General features: G+C 60.6%; 18 protein-coding genes. 17 read left to right on the top strand and 1 reads right to left on the bottom strand.

Annotation, left to right across the window (positions count from 1 at the left end):
- Nucleotides 1–2: 2 nt before the first annotated feature.
- The 16 genes from rseP to ispD all read left to right on the top strand — a co-directional run bounded on the left by rseP (nucleotide 3) and on the right by ispD (nucleotide 20200).
- Nucleotides 3–1355, top strand: a complete 1353-nt coding sequence (gene rseP / locus KI237_RS24210) for an RIP metalloprotease RseP (protein WP_212797372.1) — start codon at nucleotides 3–5, stop codon at nucleotides 1353–1355.
- 74 nt (nucleotides 1356–1429) lie between these two features.
- Nucleotides 1430–3805 carry an outer membrane protein assembly factor BamA gene (gene bamA, locus KI237_RS24205; RefSeq protein ID WP_212797371.1) on the top strand — a complete coding sequence of 792 codons (2376 nt, stop codon included), beginning with the start codon at nucleotides 1430–1432 and terminating at the stop codon, nucleotides 3803–3805.
- A 45-nt stretch (nucleotides 3806–3850) separates the two neighbouring features.
- Nucleotides 3851–4354 (top strand): OmpH/Skp family outer membrane protein, encoded by a 504-nt coding sequence (locus KI237_RS24200; protein WP_003184901.1) that lies wholly within the window; start codon nucleotides 3851–3853, stop codon nucleotides 4352–4354.
- 3 nt (nucleotides 4355–4357) lie between these two features.
- A complete protein-coding gene (gene lpxD / locus KI237_RS24195) occupies nucleotides 4358–5413 on the top strand; it encodes a UDP-3-O-(3-hydroxymyristoyl)glucosamine N-acyltransferase (RefSeq protein WP_212797370.1) in 1056 nt (351 codons plus the stop codon).
- Nucleotides 5414–5518: 105 nt separating this feature from the next.
- Nucleotides 5519–5959 carry a 3-hydroxyacyl-ACP dehydratase FabZ gene (fabZ, locus tag KI237_RS24190; RefSeq protein ID WP_003184897.1) on the top strand — a complete coding sequence of 147 codons (441 nt, stop codon included), beginning with the start codon at nucleotides 5519–5521 and terminating at the stop codon, nucleotides 5957–5959.
- Entirely contained in the window at nucleotides 5956–6732 is a 777-nt protein-coding gene (gene lpxA, locus KI237_RS24185) for an acyl-ACP--UDP-N-acetylglucosamine O-acyltransferase (protein WP_192262328.1), read from the top strand. The genes fabZ and lpxA overlap by 4 nt, the downstream gene beginning before the upstream one ends.
- A 2-nt stretch (nucleotides 6733–6734) precedes the next feature.
- The gene (lpxB, locus tag KI237_RS24180; RefSeq protein WP_212797369.1) at nucleotides 6735–7865 is read left to right on the top strand and encodes a lipid-A-disaccharide synthase; all 1131 of its coding nucleotides are present in this window, start codon (nucleotides 6735–6737) and stop codon (nucleotides 7863–7865) included.
- The gene (gene rnhB / locus KI237_RS24175; RefSeq protein WP_212797368.1) at nucleotides 7862–8515 is read left to right on the top strand and encodes a ribonuclease HII; all 654 of its coding nucleotides are present in this window, start codon (nucleotides 7862–7864) and stop codon (nucleotides 8513–8515) included. Before lpxB ends, rnhB begins: the two co-directional genes overlap by 4 nt.
- 150 nt (nucleotides 8516–8665) lie before the next feature.
- A complete protein-coding gene (gene dnaE / locus KI237_RS24170) occupies nucleotides 8666–12187 on the top strand; it encodes a DNA polymerase III subunit alpha (RefSeq protein ID WP_212797367.1) in 3522 nt (1173 codons plus the stop codon).
- Between the two features lie 149 nt (nucleotides 12188–12336).
- Nucleotides 12337–13284, top strand: coding sequence for an acetyl-CoA carboxylase carboxyltransferase subunit alpha (locus tag KI237_RS24165; protein ID WP_212797366.1), 948 nt, complete (start codon nucleotides 12337–12339; stop codon nucleotides 13282–13284).
- 135 nt (nucleotides 13285–13419) lie between these two features.
- Nucleotides 13420–14748, top strand: coding sequence for a tRNA lysidine(34) synthetase TilS (tilS, locus tag KI237_RS24160; RefSeq protein WP_212797365.1), 1329 nt, complete (start codon nucleotides 13420–13422; stop codon nucleotides 14746–14748).
- 274 nt (nucleotides 14749–15022) lie between these two features.
- Nucleotides 15023–16654, top strand: coding sequence for a CTP synthase (pyrG, locus tag KI237_RS24155; protein WP_212797364.1), 1632 nt, complete (start codon nucleotides 15023–15025; stop codon nucleotides 16652–16654).
- A 4-nt stretch (nucleotides 16655–16658) separates the two neighbouring features.
- A complete protein-coding gene (gene kdsA, locus KI237_RS24150) occupies nucleotides 16659–17504 on the top strand; it encodes a 3-deoxy-8-phosphooctulonate synthase (protein ID WP_212797363.1) in 846 nt (281 codons plus the stop codon).
- A 252-nt stretch (nucleotides 17505–17756) separates the two neighbouring features.
- Nucleotides 17757–19046 (top strand): phosphopyruvate hydratase, encoded by a 1290-nt coding sequence (eno, locus tag KI237_RS24145; RefSeq protein ID WP_028237207.1) that lies wholly within the window; start codon nucleotides 17757–17759, stop codon nucleotides 19044–19046.
- A 171-nt stretch (nucleotides 19047–19217) separates the two neighbouring features.
- Nucleotides 19218–19496, top strand: coding sequence for a cell division protein FtsB (gene ftsB / locus KI237_RS24140; RefSeq protein WP_003184873.1), 279 nt, complete (start codon nucleotides 19218–19220; stop codon nucleotides 19494–19496).
- The gene (gene ispD / locus KI237_RS24135) at nucleotides 19493–20200 is read left to right on the top strand and encodes a 2-C-methyl-D-erythritol 4-phosphate cytidylyltransferase (protein WP_212797362.1); all 708 of its coding nucleotides are present in this window, start codon (nucleotides 19493–19495) and stop codon (nucleotides 20198–20200) included. The genes ftsB and ispD overlap by 4 nt, the downstream gene beginning before the upstream one ends.
- Before the next feature lie 170 nt (nucleotides 20201–20370).
- Here ispD and KI237_RS24130 read toward each other — a convergent pair whose 3' ends face one another.
- Nucleotides 20371–21267, bottom strand: a complete 897-nt coding sequence (locus KI237_RS24130) for a LysR substrate-binding domain-containing protein (protein ID WP_212797361.1) — start codon at nucleotides 21265–21267, stop codon at nucleotides 20371–20373.
- A 107-nt stretch (nucleotides 21268–21374) separates the two neighbouring features.
- Between KI237_RS24130 and KI237_RS24125 the strand changes: the two genes are divergently transcribed.
- Nucleotides 21375–22487 (top strand): S-(hydroxymethyl)glutathione dehydrogenase/class III alcohol dehydrogenase, encoded by a 1113-nt coding sequence (locus tag KI237_RS24125; RefSeq protein ID WP_212797360.1) that lies wholly within the window; start codon nucleotides 21375–21377, stop codon nucleotides 22485–22487.

The raw sequence follows: 22487 nt of genomic DNA, 5'->3' as shown, positions 1-22487 counted from the left end.
AGATGAGCGCGCTCTATATGATTGTCGGCACCCTGGTTGCTTTGGGCGTGCTGGTCACATTCCACGAATTCGGTCATTTCTGGGTCGCGCGGCGCTGTGGCGTCAAGGTCCTGCGTTTTTCCGTGGGCTTTGGCATGCCCTTGCTGCGCTGGCACGACAAGCAGGGCACCGAGTTCGTCGTAGCGGCCATCCCGCTGGGTGGCTACGTCAAGATGCTCGATGAGCGCGAAGGCGAAGTCCCGGCCGACCAGCTCGATCAATCCTTCAATCGCAAGACCGTCCGTCAGCGTATCGCCATCGTCGCCGCGGGGCCGATCGCCAACTTCCTGCTGGCCATTGTGTTTTTCTGGGGCCTGGCCATGCTGGGCAGCGAGCAGGTGCGTCCTGTCATCGGTGCGGTGGAGTCGGGTAGCGTTGCGGCCCGTGCCGGGCTGGGTGCCGGGCAGGAAATCGTTGCTATCGATGGCGAACCGACGTCGGGTTGGGCGGCGGTCAACCTGCAACTGGTGCGTCGCCTGGGTGAAAGCGGTTCGTTGCAATTGATGGTGCGCGAGCAGGGCTCCACGGTGGATTCGCCTCGCGAACTGGCTTTGGACAACTGGCTCAAGGGCGCCGACGAACCGGATCCGATCCGGTCGCTGGGGATCCGGCCATGGCGTCCGGCGATGCCGCCGATACTCGCTGAACTTGATCCCAAAGGCCCGGCCCAGGCCGCTGGCTTGAAGACCGGCGATCGGTTGCTGGCGTTCGACGGCCTGCCGGTCAGCGACTGGCAGCAGGTGGTCGATTCGGTTCGTGTACGTCCTGATACCAAAATTGTGCTGCGCGTCGAGCGCGACGGTGCTCCAATCGACATCCCGGTGACCCTGGCCGCCCGTGGCGAGAGCAAGGCGCCGACCGGTTACCTGGGGGCGGGCGTCAAGGCGGTCGAGTGGCCGCCGGAAATGATCCGCGAGGTCAGTTTCGGCCCTGTGGCGGCGATTGGCGAGGGTGCGCGTCGTACCTGGACCATGAGCATCCTGACGCTGGACTCACTCAAGAAAATGTTGTTCGGCGAGCTCTCGGTAAAAAACTTGAGTGGACCGATAACCATTGCTAAAGTGGCGGGCGCTTCTGCCCAGTCGGGCGTCGCTGATTTCCTGAATTTCCTTGCTTATCTGAGCATTAGCCTGGGGGTTCTGAATTTGCTGCCCATCCCGGTACTGGATGGGGGGCATCTGCTGTTTTATCTGATCGAGTGGGCGCGTGGTCGTCCCTTGTCGGATCGGGTGCAAGGTTGGGGGATACAGATCGGTATCAGCTTGGTGGTCGGGGTGATGTTGCTTGCCCTTGTCAACGATCTGGGTCGACTGTAACGCTTCGCTGAATTGCGAATCTGCCGCATTTTGCGGCAGTTTGTTTATTGCCAGTTGGAATAAGAAAGGACTTCATGAAACGTCTGCTGCTAACTGCGGTTCTCACCGTATTGATGATCGCCGAAGTTCACGCCGAGTCCTTCACTATCTCTGATATTCGCGTCAATGGCCTCCAGCGGGTCTCCGCGGGTAGCGTCTTTGGTGCCTTGCCGTTGAACGTCGGCGAGCAGGCGGATGATCGGCGCCTGGTGGAATCCACTCGTGCGCTGTTCAAGACCGGCTTCTTTCAAGATATCCAACTGGGCCGTGACGGCAATGTCCTGGTCATCACGGTAGTCGAGCGCCCGTCGGTCGCCAGTATCGAGATCGAAGGCAACAAGGCGATCTCCACCGAAGACCTGATGAAGGGTCTCAAGCAATCCGGCTTGGCCGAAGGCGAGATCTTCCAGCGCGCCACCCTCGAGGGTGTCCGTAACGAGCTGCAGCGCCAGTACGTTGCCCAGGGCCGCTACTCGGCCACCGTCGACACCGAAGTGGTGCCGCAGCCGCGCAACCGCGTCGGCCTGAAGGTCAACATCAACGAAGGCACCGTGGCGGCCATCCAGCACATCAACGTGGTGGGCAATACGGTTTTCCCGGATGAAGACCTGATCGACCTGTTCGAGCTCAAGACCACCAACTGGCTGTCCTTCTTCAAGAACGACGACAAGTACGCCCGTGAAAAACTCTCCGGTGACCTTGAGCGCCTGCGTTCCTACTACCTGGACCGCGGCTACATCAACATGGACATCGCGTCGACCCAGGTGTCCATCACCCCGGACAAGAAGCACGTCTACATCACTGTCAACGTCAACGAAGGCGAGAAGTACACCGTTCGTGACGTCAAGCTCAGCGGCGACCTGAAAGTGCCTGAAGACCAGGTCAAGTCGTTGCTGCTGGTGCAGAAGGGCCAGGTGTTCTCGCGCAAGCTGATGACCACCACGTCCGAACTGATCACCCGTCGCCTGGGTAACGAGGGCTACACCTTCGCCAACGTCAACGGCGTGCCGCAGCCGCATGATGAAGACCACACCGTCGACATCACCTTCGCCGTGGACCCGGGCAAGCGTGCCTACGTCAACCGCATCAACTTCCGTGGCAACACCAAGTCCGAGGACGAAGTGCTGCGCCGTGAAATGCGCCAGATGGAAGGTGGCTGGGCTTCGACCTACCTGATCGACCAGTCCAAGACTCGTCTTGAGCGCCTGGGCTTCTTCAAGGAAGTCAACGTCGAGACGCCGGCCGTACCGGGTGTCGATGACCAGGTCGATGTGAACTACAGCGTCGAAGAGCAGGCTTCCGGCTCGATCACCGCCAGTGTCGGTTTCGCCCAGAGCGCCGGTCTGATCCTCGGTGGCTCGATCACCCAGAACAACTTCCTGGGTACCGGTAACAAGGTCAGCATCGGCTTGACCCGCAGCGAATACCAGACCCGCTACAACTTCGGTTATGTGGACCCCTACTGGACCGCTGATGGTGTGAGCCTGGGCTACAACGCCTTCTACCGCACCACCGACTATGACGAGCTCGACTCCGATATCTCCAGCTATGCCGTGGACAGCCTGGGTGCAGGCGTCAACGTGGGTTATCCAATCAGCGAGACTTCGCGTCTGACCTTCGGTCTCACCGCCCAGCAGGACGAGATCAGCACCGGTCGTTATACCGTTGACGAGATTTTTGACTTCGTTGACAAGGAAGGCGACAAGTACCTGAACTTCAAGGCTTCAGTCGGTTGGTCTGAGTCGACCCTGAACAAGGGTGTGCTGGCAACTCGTGGCCGTTCCCAGAGCCTGGTGCTCGAGACCACCACCCCTGGCAGCGACCTGTCGTTCTTCAAGCTCGACTACCGAGGCCAGCTGTTCCAGCCGCTGTCTGACAACTACACCATGCGCCTGCACACTGAGCTGGGTTATGGTGACGGTTACGGTTCGACCGATGGCCTGCCGTTCTACGAGAACTACTATGCCGGTGGTTTCAACTCGGTTCGCGGCTTCAAGGACAGCACCCTGGGCCCACGCAGCACTCCGAGTTCGGGCAACAACCCGGGTACTATTCGTGATCCGGACCAGGATCCGCTTCCATTCGGTGGCAACGTGCTCATCCAGGGTGGCGCCGAAATCCTGTTCCCGATGCCGTTCGTCAAGGATCAGCGCTCCCTGCGTACTTCGGTATTCTGGGACGTAGGTAACGTCTTCGACTCCTCGTGCAGTGACACCACCAATACGAACGGTACTAGCTCCAACACCAAGTGCAACGACATCAGCCTGAGCAACATGGCCAGTTCTGTCGGTGTAGGCGTGACCTGGGTCACCGCGCTTGGTCCCTTGAGCTTCGCATTGGCAATGCCGATCAAGAAACCGGATGACGCTGAAACCCAAGTGTTCCAATTCTCCCTCGGCCAGACGTTCTAAGTATCTGGCCCAAGATAACGACAATGGATTTTGTAGGAGTACATCGTGCGTAAGTTGACTCAATTGGTTCTCCTGGCGACCGTACTGGTCGCAGGTCCGGCTTTTGCCGACATGAAGATCGCCGTGCTGAATTATCAGATGGCCCTGCTGGAGTCCGACGCGGCGAAGAAGTATGCCGTGGATGCGGAGAAGAAATTCGGCCCGCAACTGACCAAGCTCAAGGGCCTGGAAAGCAGCGCCAAGGGCATTCAGGATCGTCTGGTCGCCGGTGGCGACAAGATGGCCCAGGGCGAGCGTGAGCGTCTGGAGCTTGAATTCAAGCAAAAGGCCCGTGACTTCCAGTTCCAGTCCAAGGAGCTGAACGAAGCGAAAGCCGTTGCCGACCGCGAAATGCTCAAGCAACTCAAGCCGAAACTCGACAGCGCCGTGGAAGAAGTCATCAAGAAAGGTGGTTTTGACCTGGTGTTCGAGCGTGGCGCAGTGATCGATGTCAAGCCTCAATACGACATCACGCGCCAGGTGATCGAGCGCATGAATCAGCTGAAGTAATCCATGACAGCGACTATCAAGCTCGGCCAGTTGGCCGAGTTCCTCGGCGCCACCCTGCGTGGCGACCCGCAGAAAGCAATTACTGGGCTAGCCACTTTGCAAGAGGCTGGCCCAGCTCAGTTGAGCTTTCTGGCGAATCCCCAGTACCGCAAGTACCTGGCCGACAGCCGGGCGGCTGCGCTGTTGCTCAAGGCCGCTGATGCCGATGGGTTTGCTGGCGATGCCCTGATCGTGCCCGATCCGTACCTGGCGTATGCCCGCATTTCCCATCTGTTCGACCCCAAGCCGAAAGCGGCTGCCGGTATTCACCCCAGCGCAGTGATCGCGGCAGACGCCGTGGTTGACCCAACGGCCAGCGTCGGCCCATTCGTGGTCATCGAAAGTACGGCCCGTATCGGTGCCGGCGTCACGTTGGGTGCCCACTGTGTCATTGGTGCGCGCAGCGAGGTCGGCGAAGGTGGTTGGCTGGCACCACGGGTCACCCTGTATCACGATGTGCGCATCGGCAAACGGGTAGTGATCCAGTCCGGCGCAGTGCTGGGCGGCGAAGGGTTCGGTTTTGCCAACGAGAAAGGCATCTGGCAGAAAATTGCCCAGATCGGCGGTGTCACCATTGGCGATGACGTGGAGATCGGCGTCAACACCGCGATCGACCGCGGCGCCCTGGCCGACACGGTCATCGGCAATGGCGTCAAGCTCGACAACCAGATCCAGATCGCCCACAACGTCCAGGTCGGTGACCACACCGCCATGGCCGCCTGCGTGGGCATCTCCGGCAGCACCAAGATCGGCAAGCACTGCATGCTCGCCGGTGGCGTGGGGCTGGTGGGCCATATCGATATCTGTGACAACGTGTTCCTGACCGGGATGACCATGGTGACCCACTCGATTACCGAGCCGGGTGCCTACTCTTCCGGTACGGCCATGCAGCCGGCAGCCGAATGGCGCAAGAGCGCGGCGCGTATCCGCCAGCTCGACGACATCGCGCGGCGCCTCAAGCAGGTGGAAAAGCGTGTAGGGGACGTGACCCCTGGCGGTAATGCTTCATCAGATGGCTGATACCATTTCCATATCAAGTGTGCACAGCCGTTAGGGCATCTTGATTTGCTAGCGGAGTGCGCGTCACTCGTGCGCTTCCAATCTTTACATAGGCTTCCCCCCGAAATGATGGACATCAACGAGATTCGCGAATACCTGCCTCACCGTTACCCGTTCCTGCTGGTGGATCGGGTGGTGGACCTGGACGTTGAAGGCAAGCGCATTCGCGCCTACAAGAATGTCAGCATCAACGAGCCGTTCTTCAATGGTCACTTCCCCGCGCATCCAATCATGCCGGGCGTATTGATCATCGAGGCGATGGCTCAGGCTGCCGGGATCCTTGGTTTCAAAATGCTCGACGTAAAGCCTGCCGACGGCACGCTCTATTACTTTGTCGGTTCCGACAAGCTGCGCTTCCGCCAGCCGGTCACTCCGGGCGATCAGTTGATCCTCGAAGCCAAGTTCATCAGTTGCAAGCGCCAGATCTGGAAGTTCGAGTGCCAGGCTTCGGTCGACGGCAAGCCAGTCTGCTCCGCTGAAATCATCTGTGCGGAACGCAAACTATGAGTTTGATTGACCCTCGCGCAATCATCGATCCGACGGCCATTTTGGCCGCCGATGTCGAGGTCGGCCCGTGGTCGATTGTCGGCGCAGGTGTGGAAATCGGCGAGGGTACGGTCATCGGTCCCCACGTAATTCTCAAGGGACCGACCCGGATTGGTCGGCACAATCGCATCTACCAGTTTTCTTCGGTAGGCGAGGACACGCCCGATCTCAAGTACAAAGGTGAAGAAACCCGTCTGGTCATTGGCGATCACAACGTGATCCGCGAAGGCGTGACGATTCACCGTGGCACCGTTCAGGATCGCAGCGAAACGACCCTGGGCGACCACAACCTGATCATGGCCTACGCGCACATCGGCCATGACAGCGTGATTGGCAACCACTGCATCCTGGTCAACAACACTGCGTTGGCCGGCCATGTGCACGTGGATGATTGGGCGATCCTGTCCGGGTTCACCCTGGTGCACCAGTATTGCCATATCGGCGCCCACAGCTTCTCTGGCATGGGCACGGCCATCGGCAAGGACGTCCCGGCCTATGTCACGGTGTTCGGTAACCCGGCCGAAGCCCGCAGCATGAACTTCGAAGGCATGCGCCGTCGTGGTTTCAGCGAAGAGGCGATTACGGCGCTGCGTCGCGCCTACAAGGTCGTGTATCGCCAGGGCCTGACGGTTGAGCAGGCGCTCGCCGAACTGGCCGAGGCTTCGGCGCAATACCCGGAAGTCGCGATCTTCCGCGACTCCATCCAGTCTTCGACCCGCGGCATCACTCGCTGACCATGGCTAATTTGCGTGTTGCACTGGTGGCGGGAGAGGCTTCCGGTGACATTCTGGGCGCCGGTCTGATGCGCGCGCTCAAGGCGCAGCATCCTGCCGTCGAGTTCATCGGTGTTGGCGGGCCGTTGATGCAAGCCGAGGGGCTGACGTCCTATTTTCCGATGGAGCGCCTGTCGGTGATGGGATTGGTGGAAGTGCTCGGTCGCCTGCGCGAGTTGCTGGCCCGGCGCAAGAAACTGATCCAGACCCTCATCGATGAAAAACCGGATGTGTTCATCGGCATCGATGCGCCGGACTTCACCCTCAATATCGAACTCAAGTTGCGCCAGGCCGGGATCAAGACCGTGCATTACGTCAGCCCGTCGGTCTGGGCCTGGCGGCAGAAGCGGGTGCTGAAGATTCGCGAAGGCTGCGACCTGATGCTGACGCTGTTGCCATTCGAAGCCCGGTTCTACGAAGAGAAGGGCGTGCCGGTACGGTTTGTCGGGCATACCCTGGCCGATACGATTCCCCTGGAGGCTGATCGCCAAGCAGCGCGCCAGGCATTGGGCCTGCCCGAAGGGCCGCTGGTGGCCTTGATGCCTGGCAGCCGTGGTGGCGAAGTGAGTCGCCTGGGTGGCCTGTTTTTCGACGCCGCGCAGCGCCTTCTGTCGATTCGTCCCGGCGTGCGTTTTGTTCTGCCATGTGCCAGTGCGCAGCGTCGGGCCCAGCTTGAAGAGCTTTTGATCGGTCGCGATTTACCGATTACGCTGCTTGACGGTCGCTCCCATGAAGCCCTGGCCGCGTGTGACGCCGTGTTGATCGCGTCCGGTACGGCTACCCTTGAGGCGTTGTTGTTCAAGCGCCCGATGGTGGTCGCCTATCGCCTGGCGCCGCTGACGTTCTGGATTCTCAAGCGCATGGTCAAGAGCCCCTACGTGTCCTTGCCGAACCTGTTGGCCCAGCGCTTGCTGGTGCCTGAGTTGTTGCAGGACGAGGCCACCGCCGATGCATTGGCCAGTACGCTTGCGCCGTTGATTGACGGCGGCCAGGAACAGACCCGGGGCTTTGACGAAATCCATCGCACCTTGCGCCGCGATGCCTCCAACCAGGCTGCGGACGCGGTGCTGACCCTGATCGGCGCAAAACAATGAGTAACGTGAAGCTACAGATGGGCCTGGACTTCAATCTGGTCGCCGAAGTCGAAGAGCTGGTGGCCGGTGTCGATGAAGTGGGGCGTGGCCCGTTGTGCGGCGCGGTGGTGACGGCGGCGGTGATTCTCGACCCGAAGCGGCCGATCCTGGGCCTCAACGATTCGAAGAAACTCACCCAGGCCCGTCGCGAAAAGCTCTACGACGAGATCTGCGAGAAGGCCCTGAGCTGGTGCATCGCCCGGGCCGAGGTCGAAGAAATCGACGAACTGAATATCCTGCACGCCACCATGCTCGCCATGCAGCGTGCCGTGCAGGGCCTGCACATTACGCCGAAACTGGCGATGATCGATGGTAATCGCTGCCCGAAACTGTCGATGCGCGCCGAAGCGGTGATCCAGGGCGATGCGAAAGTGCCGGCCATCGCGGCGGCTTCGATTCTGGCCAAGGTCAGTCGCGACCGGGAAATGAGCGCCTTCGAGCTGATTTATCCGGGCTACGGCATCGGCGGCCACAAGGGCTACCCGACGCCCGTGCATCTGGAAGCCCTGGCGCGCCTCGGGCCAACGCCGATCCACCGGCGCTCGTTCGCCCCGGTACGGTTGGCCTATGAGGCGCGCGAAGGGGTGGTGGAACGCTCGCCAATCCCGTAGGAGCTGCCCAAGGCTGCGATCTTTTGATCTTGGAACTCAAGATCCAGATCAAAATCAACAGATCGCAGCCTTCGGCAGCTCCTACATGTTTTACCCAAGGCCCGGTACAATCCGGGCCTTGTTGTTTTCATGACTTAACGCAGGATCACTATGCCGGCTTCATTCGTTCATCTACGCCTGCACACTGAATACTCCCTGGTCGACGGTCTGGTGCGGATCAAGCCCCTGGTCAAGACCCTGGTGGGCATGAACATGCCTGCCGTGGCGGTCACCGACCAGAACAACATGTGTTCACTGGTCAAGTTCTACAAGGCCGCCATGGGCGCCGGGATCAAGCCGATCTGTGGCGCCGACCTGTGGCTGTCGAACAAGGACCCGGACGCACCGCTGAGCCGTATCAGCCTGTTGGTGATGAACGCCCTGGGTTATCGCAACCTCACCGAGTTGATCTCCCGTGGCTTTATCGACGGCCAGCGCAACGGCTCGATCATCATCGAGCGCGAGTGGGTGGCCGAGGCCAGCGAAGGGCTGATCATGCTGTCGGCGGCCAAGGAAGGTGAAATCGGCCTGGCCCTGCTCAGTGGCAACCCCGAGGAAGCCGAGACCCTGGCCCGTGACTGGATGTCGGTGTTCCCGGATCGCTTCTACATCGAAGTGCAGCGCACCCATCGTCCCAATGATGAAGAACACCTGCATGCCGCCGTGGCCCTGGCCGACAAGATCGGCGCGCCGCTGGTGGCGACCAACGACGTGCGCTTCATCAAGCAGGAAGATTTCGAGGCCCACGAAACCCGCGTCTGCATCGGTGAGGGCCGTGCCCTCGATGATCCGCGTCGGTCGAAGAACTACAGCAACCAGCAATACCTCAAGAGCGCCGAGGAAATGGCCGAGTTGTTCAGCGACCTGCCCGAGGCGCTGGAAAACACTGTCGAGATCGCCAAGCGTTGCAACATCGACGTGAAGCTGGGCAAGCACTTCCTGCCCAACTTCCCGATCCCCGATGGCATGACCATCGACGAGTATTTCCGCAAGGTGTCCTTCGACGGCCTGGAGGAACGCCTCAGCGTCCTCTTGCCCAAGGACACCACCGAAGATTACGAAGCCAAGCGCCAGGTGTATGTCGATCGGTTGAATTTCGAGCTGGATATCATCATCCAGATGGGCTTTCCCGGTTACTTCCTGATCGTGATGGACTTTATCCAGTGGGCCAAGAACAACGGCGTGCCGGTGGGGCCTGGCCGTGGATCGGGTGCCGGGTCGCTGGTGGCCTACGTGCAGAAGATCACCGACCTCGACCCGCTGGAATATGACCTGCTGTTCGAACGTTTCCTCAACCCGGAACGGGTATCCATGCCCGACTTCGACGTCGACTTCTGCATGGACGGTCGCGACCGGGTGATCGACTACGTGGCCGAGAAATATGGCCGCAACGCGGTGAGCCAGATCATCACCTTCGGTTCCATGGCCGCCAAGGCGGTGGTACGCGACGTGGCGCGGGTGCAGGGCAAGTCCTACGGTTTGGCGGATCGTCTGTCGAAGATGATTCCGTTCGAAGTCGGCATGACCCTGGAGAAGGCCTACGAGCAGGAAGAAATCCTGCGGGACTTCATCAAGGTCGATGAAGAAGCCGCGGAAATCTGGGAGATGGCCCGCAAGCTCGAAGGCGTGGTGCGTAACGTCGGCAAGCACGCCGGGGGCGTGGTGATCGCGCCGACCAAACTGACTGACTTCTCGCCGATCTATTGCGATGAAGAAGGCGACGGCCTGGTGACCCAGTTCGACAAGGATGACGTCGAGGCGGCGGGCCTGGTGAAGTTCGACTTCCTCGGCCTGCGGACCCTGACCATCATCGACTGGGCGCTGAAAACCATCAACCGTGACCGGGCCAAGGTCGGCGAAGAACCGCTGGACATTGCCTTTATTCCGCTGGATGACAAGCCGACCTACAGCCTGCTGCAAAAAGCCGAAACCACGGCGGTGTTCCAGCTTGAATCCCGGGGCATGAAGGAGCTGATCAAAAAGCTCAAGCCCGACTGCCTGGAAGACCTGATCGCACTGGTGGCCCTGTTCCGTCCGGGCCCGTTGCAGTCGGGCATGGTGGATGACTTCATCAACCGTAAGCACGGCCGCGCCGAGCTGGCATACCCGCACTCGGATTATCAGTACGAAGGCTTGAAACCGGTGCTGGCACCGACCTACGGCATCATCCTGTATCAGGAACAGGTGATGCAAATTGCCCAGGTCATGGCCGGTTATACCCTCGGCGGTGCGGACATGCTGCGCCGGGCGATGGGTAAGAAAAAGCCCGAGGAAATGGCCAAGCAGCGCGGCGGTTTCATTGAGGGTTGCGCGACCAACGGCATCGACCCCGACCTGGCCGGTAACATTTTCGACCTGGTGGAAAAGTTCGCCGGCTACGGCTTCAACAAATCCCACTCCGCCGCCTACGGCCTGGTGTCATACCAGACCGCGTGGCTGAAGGCGCACTACCCGGCGCCGTTCATGGCCGCGGTACTGTCGGCGGATATGCACAACACCGACAAGGTCGTGACCTTGATCGAAGAAGTGCGGACCATGAAGCTGCGCCTCGACGCACCGGATGTGAACGCCTCGGAGTTCAAGTTCACGGTGAACGACGAAGGCCGCATCATTTACGGCCTGGGCGCGATCAAGGGCGTGGGCGAGGGGCCGGTGGAGGCCATCACCGAAGCGCGCCAGGACGGGCCGTTCAAGGACCTGTTCGATTTCTGCGCCCGGGTCGACCTCAAGCGCATCAACAAGCGCACCCTCGACGGTTTGATCCGCAGTGGCGCCCTGGACCGGCTGGGCCCTTACTTCCAGGATGAGCCCAAGGCCTACCAGGCCAACATCGACCGCAACCGCGCGGTGTTGCTGGCGGCGATGGAGGAGGCGATCAAGGCTGCCGAACAGACAGCCCGCACCCATGACAGCGGCCACGCCGACCTGTTTGGCGGGCTGTTCGTCGAAGAAGACGCCGACGTCTATGGCAACCATCGCAAGGCCAAGGAACTGACCCTCAAGGAGCGCCTCAAGGGTGAGAAAGACACCTTGGGCCTGTACCTCACCGGTCACCCGATCGACGAATACGAGGGCGAGATCCGCCGCTTCGCCCGTCAGCGCATCATCGACCTCAAGCCGGCGCGCGATACGCAAACCGTCGCCGGCATGATCATCGCCCTGCGGGTGATGAAGAACAAAAAGGGCGACAAGATGGGCTTCATCACCCTTGACGACCGCTCCGGGCGCATCGAGGCCTCATTGTTCGCCGATGCGTTTCACTCGGCGCAGTCGCTGTTGCAGACCGATGCGATGGTGGTGGTGGAAGGCGAGGTCAGCAACGATGACTTTTCCGGTGGCCTGCGGCTGCGGGTCAAGCGGGTGATGAGCATGGAAGATGCCCGTACCAACCTGGCGGAAAGCCTGCGCCTGAAGCTGCAGACCCAGGATCTCAAGGGCGATCAGCTACGCTGGTTGGGCGAATTGTTCAAGCGCCATCGCGGCGCCTGCCCGATCACCATGGAGTATGTACGCCCCGACGCCAAGGCTGTGCTGCAGTTTGGTGAAGGCTGGCGGATCGACCCGGCGGATGCGTTGATTCAAGCCTTGCGTGACCAGTTCGGCAAAGACAACGTCTTCCTCCAATACCGTTGACGGCCAGGGGCCATTCCTGAAACCGGAATACCCCTGATCTCGACCCGAATTTTTAATCTCGACCTGAACGCGCCTCTCCCTTAAGGTAGGCGCGAATAGACAACCGGCCGGCCCAAGCTCTCTTGGACGTCGACCCAAGACGGACGCCTATGAACCCGAATTTTCTAGATTTCGAACAGCCGATCGCCGACCTGCAAGCCAAGATCGAAGAGTTGCGCTTGGTCGGTAATGACAATTCGCTGAATATCGGCGATGAAATCTCTCGTCTGCAGGACAAAAGCCGCACGCTGACCGAAGACATCTTCGGCAAGCTGACCAGCTGGCAGATCGCCCGCATGGCGCGTCACCCGCGTCGTCCCTACACCCTGGACTACATCGAGCACATCTTTACCGAGTTCGATGAGTTGCACGGTGACCGTCACTTCTCCGATGACGCTGCCATCGTTGGCGGCGTTGCTCGCCTGGATGACCAGCCGGTGATGGTTATCGGCCATCAGAAAGGCCGCGAAGTGCGCGAGAAGGTGCGTCGCAACTTCGGCATGCCGCGCCCTGAAGGCTACCGCAAGGCGTGCCGCCTGATGGAAATGGCCGAGCGCTTCAAGATGCCGATCCTGACCTTCATCGACACGCCGGGCGCCTACCCGGGCATCGACGCCGAAGAGCGCAACCAGAGCGAAGCGATTGCCTGGAACCTGCGCGTCATGGCGCGTCTGAAAACCCCGATCATCGCCACCGTAATCGGCGAAGGCGGCTCTGGCGGTGCATTGGCCATCGGCGTCTGCGACCAGCTGAACATGCTGCAATATTCCACCTATGCGGTGATCTCGCCGGAAGGCTGCGCCTCGATCCTGTGGAAAACCGCCGAGAAGGCGCCGGATGCGGCAGAGGCCATGGGCATTACCGCTGAGCGTCTCAAAGGCCTGGGCATCGTCGACAAAGTGATCAGCGAGCCAGTCGGCGGCGCCCACCGCGACCCGGCTGCGGCGGCGGCACTGATTCGTGCCGAGCTGACATCGCAATTGTCGATGCTCAAGAAGTTCGACAACGACGCCTTGCTGGCTCGTCGCTACGAGCGGTTGATGAGCTACGGCCTCTGATTCAAGCGCTGTACCCCTGTGTGGGAGCGAGCTTGCTCGCGATAACGGTTTAACATTCAACCGATAAGTTGACTGATACTCCGCCGTCGCGAGCAAGCTCGCTCCCACATTTGATTTGTGTGGAGGCCAGTTTCTATGAATCAGCCCAGGATTGATCTGCCCACCCGGCTCCTCACACAACTGTCCCCCTGGTGCAACGCCGCCACCTGGCGCATCGCCTTCTCCGGCGGCCTCGATTCCACCGTCCTGCTGCACCTGCTCGTGTCTCTCTCCAAAACCCAAACCCTGCCCCCGCTAAATGCGATCCACGTCCACCATGGCCTTCAGTCGGTGGCAGATGCATGGCCGGCCCATTGCCGCTCGGTTTGCGAGGCCCTTGGGGTGCCGCTGCAAGTGGTCAATGTGCAAGTCCGGCCGGGCGCCAGCGTCGAGCGCGCCGCCCGGGAGGCGCGTTATGGTGCTTTCCACGCAGCAACGCAGGGCAACGAAGTGCTACTTACTGCCCAGCACCGCGATGACCAGGCTGAAACCCTGTTGTTTCGTTTACTGCGCGGGGCAGGGGTGAGGGGCTTGTCGGCGATGCCAAGGCAGCGTGCGCTGGGCCAGGGTTATTTGTTGCGACCTCTGCTCGACGTGTCCCGCGCGGAGTTGGAGATCTATGCGACGCAACAAGGCTTGAGCTGGATCGACGATCCCTCCAACGACGACCATCGCTACGCGCGCAATTATCTGCGCCAGCGAGTTTTTCCAGTGCTGGCCGAGCAGTGGCCCCAAGCCCCGACGACCCTGGCGCGCAGCGCGGCGCACATGAGTGAAGCCCAGGGCTTGCTGGACGATCTGGCGCGGATCGACCTGGCCCAGGCCGCGTCTGCGGGCGCGTTCGACTGGCTTGGGCTGCAGTCCCTGGCACTGGCACCTTTGCGGGCGTTGTCGCCGGCCCGTCAGCGCAACGCCTTGAGCCACTGGCTGGCACCGATGACCCTGCTGCCCGACACCGATCACTGGTCGGGCTGGGACTCGTTGCGCGATGCCGTCGACGATGCCCGGCCGATCTGGCGCCTGGCAGGTGGCGAGCTGCACCGCGCCGTCGGGCGGGTCTGGTGGTTATCCGACCACTGGCTATGTTCGCTGCCAGGCAGCGTCGACTGGGCGGATCCGGCGGTTGCGCTGAGCTTGCCAGGCAATGGTCGGGTGGTGCTCGACGGCACGCCGCCTGCGGGGCCGCTTAGCGTGCGCTATCGTCAAGGCGGCGAGGTGATGGCGTTAGCGGGTCGTGGTCACCGTGACCTCAAGCGTTTGCTCAATGAAAAGGGCGTGCCGGCGTTCGTTCGCGGCCGATTGCCGCTGCTCTATCAGGGTGAGCAATTGCTGGCGGTGGCCAACCTGGCCGGGCTCGATGCACAGGCTGATGGCAGTTGGCAATTGATCTGGACGCCAGGAAGCCAAGATCTGGGTTTGAGCTGAAAGGGGCTTTCCGGTAGACTACGCTCCCTTCTTGATACAACTTCTGTGGATTCGCCTGAATTGCAGGAGTTGCCGATTACCAAGCAGTCTTTGCTGGGCGATTCCAAAAAATGTGTAGCGAGCAACGTACCGGTGATTTCACTTCCGGTCTGTCCCAACGCGGCGGTTTTTTTGAAAGGTGCACTGTGATTAATGCAGGTGATCGGGGGCTTCGGCCTTCCTTCGCTTTCCCCGGCGGCTCGGACCGCTTTAACGCAGACTTCTAGGGTTTTTCATGACGCGCTACATATTCGTCACGGGCGGTGTTGTTTCTTCATTGGGGAAAGGCATTGCCTCGGCTTCATTGGCGGCCATCCTGGAGGCGCGGGGACTTAAGGTCACCATGCTCAAGCTGGACCCGTACATCAACGTTGACCCGGGCACCATGAGCCCGTTCCAGCACGGTGAAGTGTTCGTCACCCACGACGGCGCCGAGACCGACCTGGACCTGGGCCACTACGAGCGGTTCATCCGCACGACCATGACCCAGAACAACAACTTCACCACCGGCCGTGTCTACGAACACGTGCTGCGCAAGGAACGTCGTGGTGACTACCTGGGCGCGACCATCCAGGTCATCCCGCACATCACCGACGAAATCAAGCGCCGCATCATCAAGGGTGCTGGCGATGCCGACGTGGCGATGGTCGAAATCGGCGGCACGGTGGGCGACATCGAGTCCCAGCCGTTCCTCGAGGCCATCCGCCAGCTGCGTTTCGAAATCGGCGCCAAGCGCGCGATGCTGATGCACCTGACACTGGTGCCGTACATCGCCACGGCCGGCGAAACCAAGACCAAGCCTACCCAGCACTCGGTCAAGGAACTGCGCTCCATCGGCCTGCAGCCGGACGTGTTGATTTGCCGCTCCGATCACCCGATCGACATCTCGTCGCGTCGCAAGATCGCCCAGTTCACCAACGTTGAAGAGCGCGCGGTCATCGGCCTGGAAGACGCCGACACCATCTACAAGATCCCGGGCATCCTGCACTCCCAGGGCCTGGACGACTTCGTCGTCGAGCGCTTCGGCCTGCAGTGTGCCAGCGCCGACCTGTCTGAATGGGAAGCGGTGGTCGATGCCAAGCTCAACCCTGAGCACGAAGTCACCATCGCCATGGTCGGCAAGTACATGGAGCTGCTGGACGCCTACAAGTCGCTGATCGAGGCGATGAGTCACGCCGGCATCAGCAACCGTACCAAGGTCAACCTGCGCTACATCGATTCTGAAGACATCGAGAACCAGGGCACCGGCCTGCTCGAAGGCGCCGATGCGATCCTCGTGCCGGGCGGCTTCGGCCTGCGGGGCGTGGAAGGCAAGATCACTGCCGTGCAATACGCTCGCGAAAACAAGGTGCCTTACCTGGGGATCTGCCTGGGTATGCAAGTGGCGGTCATCGAGTTCGCCCGTAACGTGCTGGGCTGGAAAGACGCCAACTCCACCGAATTCGATCGCGCCAGCGGCCATCCGGTCGTGGGCCTGATCACCGAGTGGGAAGATGCCACCGGTGCCGTGGAAGTGCGTACGGAAAGCTCGGACCTGGGCGGCACCATGCGTCTCGGTGCCCAGGAGTGCCTGCTGGAAGCCGGCTCCAAGGTCCACGATTGCTACGCCAGGGATGTGATCGTCGAGCGTCACCGTCATCGCTACGAAGTGAACAACAACCTGCTGCCGCAGTTGATCGAAGCCGGCCTGAAAATCTCCGGTCGTTCCGGTGACGGCGCGCTGGTCGAAGTGGTCGAGGCCCCGGATCATCCATGGTTCGTCGCCTGCCAGTTCCACCCCGAGTTCACCTCGACGCCACGCGACGGTCATCCGTTGTTCAGCGGTTTCGTGAAAGCCGCTTTGGCTCAACACCAGAAAAAGGCATAAGACGATGGCCCAGAAGATCATCCGCGTCGGCGACATCGAGGTTGCCAACGACAAGCCCATGGTGCTGTTTGGCGGCATGAACGTGCTGGAAAGCCGCGACATGGCCATGCAGGTCTGCGAAGAGTACGTGAAGGTCACCCAGAAACTGGGGATCCCTTACGTCTTCAAGGCCAGCTTCGACAAGGCCAACCGCTCGTCCGTGACCTCCTACCGTGGCCCGGGCCTGGAAGAAGGCATGCGGATCTTCCAGGACATCAAGCAAGCTTTTGGTGTGCCGATCATCACCGACGTCCACGAGCCTGCCCAGGCCGCAGTCGCCGCCGAGGTCTGCGACGTCATCCAGTTGCCGGCCTTCCTGTCGCGCCAGACCGACCTGGTGGTCGCGATGGCCAAGACCGGCGCGGTGATCAACATCAAGAAAGCCCAATTCCTCGCGCCCCAGGAGATGAAACACATCCTGAGCAAGTGCGAAGAAGCCGGCAATGACCAGTTGATCCTCTGCGAGCGGGGTTCGAGCTTCGGCTACAACAACCTGGTGGTCGATATGCTCGGTTTCGGCATCATGAAGCAGTTCGAGTACCCGCTGCTCTTCGACGTGACGCACGCCTTGCAGATGCCTGGCGGCCGTTCCGACTCAGCCGGCGGTCGTCGCGCCCAGGTCACTGATCTGGCCAAGGCGGGCATGAGCCAGTCCCTGGCCGGTCTGTTTCTCGAGGCCCACCCCGATCCGGATAACGCCAAGTGCGACGGCCCTTGTGCCTTGCGCTTGAACAAGCTGGAACCTTTCCTGTCTCAGCTCAAGGCATTGGATGAGCTGGTCAAGAGTTTTCCGACAATAGAAACCGCGTAACGCGGTTTTCTCCGGTAAAGTACCGCTCGATTATCGCTCTGGCCCGCTGGCCGCACTGCTCTTGTGGGAGCATGGCTTGCCAGCGATGGCGTCCTTGAGGGCCCCATCGCCGGCAAGCCGTGCTCTTGTGGCGAGGGAGCTTGCTCCCGTTGGAGTGCGAAGCGCTCCCATTCGGTCTCTTTTGGCTGAATCGCAGCTGAGGGTGAGCAAGTTTTCTGCAACGTTCTAGTCAACTTTGGAGTGTTTACAACAATGGCAAAAATCGTCGACATCAAAGGTCGTGAAGTTCTCGACTCCCGTGGCAACCCCACTGTTGAAGCGGACGTGCTTCTCGACAACGGTATCATCGGCAGCGCTTGTGCGCCGTCCGGTGCTTCCACTGGCTCGCGCGAAGCGCTGGAGCTGCGTGATGGCGACAAGAGCCGTTACCTGGGCAAGGGCGTGCTCAAAGCCGTCGCCAACATCAACGGTCCGATCCGTGACCTGTTGCTGGGCAAGGATCCTGCCGACCAGAAAGCCCTCGATCACGCGATGATCAAGCTCGACGGTACCGAAAACAAAGCCACCCTGGGCGCCAACGCGATCCTCGCCGTGTCCCTGGCCGCTGCCAAGGCCGCTGCCCAGGACCAGGACCTGCCGCTGTACGCCCACATCGCCAACCTCAACGGCACCCCGGGTGTTTACTCGATGCCGGTGCCGATGATGAACATCATCAACGGCGGCGAGCATGCCGACAACAACGTCGACATCCAGGAATTCATGGTACAGCCGGTTGGCGCCAAGACCTTCTCCGAAGGCCTGCGCATGGGCACCGAGATTTTCCATCACCTCAAGGCTGTGCTCAAAGCCCGTGGCCTGAGCACCGCCGTCGGCGACGAAGGCGGTTTCGCACCGAACCTGGCGTCCAACGAAGACGCACTGAAAGTGATCTCCGAAGCCGTGGCCAACGCTGGCTACAAGCTGGGCACCGACGTGACCCTGGCCTTGGACTGCGCCGCCAGTGAATTCTACGAAGACGGCAAGTACAACCTGTCCGGCGAAGGCCAGGTGTTCACCGCCGAAGGTTTCGCCGACTACCTCAAGGGCCTGACCGAGCGTTACCCGATCATCTCCATCGAAGACGGTTTGGACGAGTCCGACTGGGCTGGCTGGAAAATCCTCACCGACAAGATCGGCGAGAAAACCCAGCTGGTGGGTGACGACCTGTTCGTGACCAACACCAAGATCCTGAAAGAAGGCATCGACAAGAAGATCGCCAACTCGATCCTGATCAAGTTCAACCAAATCGGCACCCTGACCGAAACCCTGGAAGCCATCCAGATGGCCAAGGCCGCCGGCTACACCGCCGTGATCTCCCACCGCTCCGGTGAAACCGAAGACTCGACCATTGCCGACCTGGCCGTGGGCACTGCGGCAGGCCAGATCAAGACCGGTTCGCTGTGCCGTTCCGACCGCGTTTCCAAGTACAACCAACTGCTGCGTATCGAAGAGCAATTGAATGGCAAGGCCAAGTACAACGGTCGCGCCGAGTTTCGCGGCTAAGCAGTAAATGGTAAAAAGACAGCGGATTGTGTCGAAAAGGTCGCCCTGGCGGCGGTTTTGCCTCTAATCTGATGCCTTATCAAGCACAAGCCTGGGTTTTCCAGGCTTCGTGCTATCAGACGCTGCAAAGTTTGGCATGGCGGTCTTTTTTCACTGGATACCTGATATTCGATGCGCAGTCCCAACTGGTTGTTTCTTGTCTTGCTCCTGTTGCTGGCCGGCCTGCAGTACCGCCTGTGGGTGGGTAATGGCAGCTTGGCGCAAGTGGCCGACCTGACTCAGCAAATTGCCGACCAACACGCCGAAAATGAGGCGCTGCTGGAGCGTAATCGGGTGATGGATGCCGAAGTGACAGAGCTGAAAAAAGGCATGGAGACCGTTGAAGAGCGGGCTCGACATGAACTGGGCATGGTCAAGGAGGGCGAAACCCTCTACCAGTTGGCCCAATGAGTATTCGTTTGCCGGCCTTCTGGGCCGTGATTCCTGCCGCGGGCGTTGGCGCTCGTATGGCCGCGGACCGTCCCAAGCAATACCTGCAACTGGGCGGGCGCACAATTCTTGAACACAGCCTCGGCTGTTTCCTCGATCATCCCACCGTCAAGGGGGTGGTGGTCAGCCTTGCACACGATGATCCCTACTGGCCGACCCTGGCCTGCGCCAACGACACACGCATCCAGCGCGTCGACGGTGGCGAACAACGTTCGGATTCAGTGCTCAATGCCTTGCTGCACCTGCACGAGCAGGGCGCCGACGATCACGATTGGGTGCTGGTGCACGACGCCGCCCGGCCGAACCTGGCCCGGGATGACCTGGATTCATTGCTCAGCGAGTTGGCGAACGACCCGGTCGGCGGCCTGCTGGCTGTCCCTGCGCGCGACACCCTCAAGCGCGTCGACAAGCATGGACGGGTGCTGGAAACCGTTGATCGCAGTGTGATCTGGCAAGCCTACACGCCACAGATGTTCCGCCTCGGCGCCTTGCATCGGGCCTTGGCCGACAGCCTGGTTGCAGATGCGGTGATTACCGACGAAGCGTCCGCCATGGAATGGGCGGGGCAGGCTCCGCGGTTGATCGAAGGGCGGGCCGATAACATCAAGGTCACTCGGCCGGAAGACCTGGAGTGGTTGCGCCAGCGGTGGGCGAATGGTCATTGAGCGGGTTGTGTTTCCTCGTTGGATCACCATTGTTTGGGCCGGCGCCATCGCGAGCAAGCTCGCTCCCACACTGGATTTCATTGAGCACAAATAGTGTGTTCAGCACAGAACCCCTGTGGGAGCGAGCTTGCTCGCGATAGCAATCGCTCAGGCAACCCGAACAATCAGTGCTATCCCCGATACTCCGGCCGCTGCGCCAACCCTTCCTTCAAATAATCCACCAACTTGCGCACCTTCGGCGACAGATGCCGCTGCTGCGGGTACAACGCCCACACCGCCGTATTCGGCGGCTGATGTGCCTCCAGCAGCGAGATCAATGCACCACTGTGCAAATGCTCCAGCACGTAATAATCCGGCAGTTGGCACAACCCCACCCCTTGCAACGCTGCATCGAGCACCGCTTGCCCACTGTTGCAGCGCCAGTTTCCCTGTACCCGCTGGGAAAATTCCCGCCCGTTCTGCTCCAGTTGCCAAATGTCGGAACTGCCGATCAGGCAGTTGTGGCGGCTCAATTCCGACAAGCTATGGGGCCGCCCATAACGTTCCAGATAAGAGGGTGAAGCGCACAGATACATGCGCCGCGGCGCCAGGCGCGTGGCGACCAGGCGCGAGTCCTGCAAGCGACCCAGGCGAATCGCCAGGTCCAGGCCTTCATGCACCAGGTCCAGAGGGCGGTTGCTCAGTTCGATGTCTACCCGCAACTGCGGGTACAGCCCCATGAAACTCGTCACCAGGGGCACGATAAATCGTTCGCCATAGGCCACGGCACAGGTCATTCGCAGCATGCCCTTGGGTTCGCTGGTGAGATCGCCTACCGCCCGCAGTGCTTCCTCGCGTCCGTCCTGCAGGCGTTGGCAATGCTGCAAAAACGTCTGGCCGGCCTCGGTGAGGGTGACCCGCCGGGTGCTGCGGTAGAGCAATCGTGTCTGCAATCGCTCTTCAAGTCGTACGATTTGCCGGCTGATGTGGGAGGAAGAAACCCCGAGGCGTTCGGCTGCGGCAGTGAATTGACTGCATTCGGCCACGGCGACGAATTCGTCGATCCCTTCCCAGCGGTTATCGGACATGAAGGATTATCCCTGTACGGCAATAATGTTTTGCTTTTGATTGGATTATTCATCGTCCAGCGAAGGATTACACTCCCGGTCTTGTTTTTATTTGCTGGAGAGTCCGAATGATCAAGTCGCGCGCTGCCGTTGCCTTCGAGGCCAAGAAACCCCTGGAAATCGTTGAAGTCGACGTCGCCATGCCCAAGGCGGGCGAAGTGCTGTTGCGCGTGGTGGCTTCCGGTGTCTGCCACACCGACGCCTACACCTTGTCGGGCGCCGACCCGGAAGGGATCTTCCCGTCGATCCTCGGTCATGAAGGCGGCGCCATTGTCGAAGCCATCGGCGAAGGCGTGACCTCGGTCGCGGTGGGGGACCATGTGATCCCGCTGTACACGCCGGAGTGCGGCCAGTGCAAATTCTGTAAGTCGGGCAAGACCAACCTCTGCCAGGCGATTCGCGCCACCCAGGGCAAAGGCCTGATGCCAGATGGCACTTCGCGCTTTTCCTACAAGGGCGAGACGATTTTCCACTACATGGGCACCTCGACGTTCTCGGAGTACACCGTGCTGCCGGAAATCTCCGTCGCGAAGATTCAAAAAGAAGCCCCGCTGGAAAAAGTCTGCCTGCTGGGTTGCGGCGTCACCACCGGTATCGGCGCGGTACTCAACACCGCCAAGGTCAAGCCGGGTGACACCGTGGCGATCTTCGGCCTGGGCGGCATCGGCCTGTCGGCGGTGATTGGTGCCGTGAAGGCCAAGGCCGCGCGCATCATTGCCATCGACATCAACCCGGCCAAGTTCGAAATCGCCAGGCAGCTGGGCGCCACCGATTGCGTCAACCCGAAAGATTTCGACCGTCCGATCCAGGAAGTCATTGTGGACATGACTGACGGCGGCGTGGACTTCTCCTTCGAATGCATCGGCAATGTCCAGTTGATGCGCGCTGCGCTGGAATGCTGCCACAAAGGTTGGGGCGAGTCGGTGATCATCGGTGTGGCCGGCGCTGGCCAGGAAATCGCCACCCGTCCCTTCCAGTTGGTGACCGGGCGCGTCTGGCGCGGTTCGGCCTTTGGTGGCGTGCGCGGTCGCAGCGAGTTGCCAAGCTATGTGGCAATGGCCGAGACGGGCGAGATCCCGCTGGATACTTTCATCACCCACACCATGGGCCTGGAAGATATCAACAAGGCGTTCGACCTGATGCATGAAGGCAAGAGCATCCGTACCGTTATCCATTTCTGA

It is taken from the genome of Pseudomonas sp. St316 (assembly GCF_018325905.1).
In the GTDB taxonomy this organism is placed as follows: domain Bacteria; phylum Pseudomonadota; class Gammaproteobacteria; order Pseudomonadales; family Pseudomonadaceae; genus Aquipseudomonas.
The sequence above is the reverse complement of the archived record's forward strand: the minus strand, read 5'-3'. Positions and strand labels throughout refer to the sequence as shown.

Excerpts from the sequence above, each read along its gene's own strand:
- lpxB (WP_212797369.1), top strand. The coding sequence starts at position 6,735 with ATGGCTAATTTGCGTGTTGCACTGGTGGCGGGAGAGGCTTCCGGTGAC.
- ftsB (WP_003184873.1), top strand. The coding sequence starts at position 19,218 with ATGCGCAGTCCCAACTGGTTGTTTCTTGTCTTGCTCCTGTTGCTGGCC.
- rnhB (WP_212797368.1), top strand. The coding sequence starts at position 7,862 with ATGAGTAACGTGAAGCTACAGATGGGCCTGGACTTCAATCTGGTCGCC.
- KI237_RS24165 (WP_212797366.1), top strand. The coding sequence starts at position 12,337 with ATGAACCCGAATTTTCTAGATTTCGAACAGCCGATCGCCGACCTGCAA.
- rseP (WP_212797372.1), top strand. The coding sequence starts at position 3 with ATGAGCGCGCTCTATATGATTGTCGGCACCCTGGTTGCTTTGGGCGTG.
- fabZ (WP_003184897.1), top strand. The coding sequence starts at position 5,519 with ATGATGGACATCAACGAGATTCGCGAATACCTGCCTCACCGTTACCCG.
- lpxA (WP_192262328.1), top strand. The coding sequence starts at position 5,956 with ATGAGTTTGATTGACCCTCGCGCAATCATCGATCCGACGGCCATTTTG.
- tilS (WP_212797365.1), top strand. The coding sequence starts at position 13,420 with ATGAATCAGCCCAGGATTGATCTGCCCACCCGGCTCCTCACACAACTG.
- lpxD (WP_212797370.1), top strand. The coding sequence starts at position 4,358 with ATGACAGCGACTATCAAGCTCGGCCAGTTGGCCGAGTTCCTCGGCGCC.
- KI237_RS24130 (WP_212797361.1), bottom strand. The coding sequence starts at position 21,267 with ATGTCCGATAACCGCTGGGAAGGGATCGACGAATTCGTCGCCGTGGCC.
- KI237_RS24125 (WP_212797360.1), top strand. The coding sequence starts at position 21,375 with ATGATCAAGTCGCGCGCTGCCGTTGCCTTCGAGGCCAAGAAACCCCTG.
- dnaE (WP_212797367.1), top strand. The coding sequence starts at position 8,666 with ATGCCGGCTTCATTCGTTCATCTACGCCTGCACACTGAATACTCCCTG.
- eno (WP_028237207.1), top strand. The coding sequence starts at position 17,757 with ATGGCAAAAATCGTCGACATCAAAGGTCGTGAAGTTCTCGACTCCCGT.
- kdsA (WP_212797363.1), top strand. The coding sequence starts at position 16,659 with ATGGCCCAGAAGATCATCCGCGTCGGCGACATCGAGGTTGCCAACGAC.
- pyrG (WP_212797364.1), top strand. The coding sequence starts at position 15,023 with ATGACGCGCTACATATTCGTCACGGGCGGTGTTGTTTCTTCATTGGGG.
- bamA (WP_212797371.1), top strand. The coding sequence starts at position 1,430 with ATGAAACGTCTGCTGCTAACTGCGGTTCTCACCGTATTGATGATCGCC.
- ispD (WP_212797362.1), top strand. The coding sequence starts at position 19,493 with ATGAGTATTCGTTTGCCGGCCTTCTGGGCCGTGATTCCTGCCGCGGGC.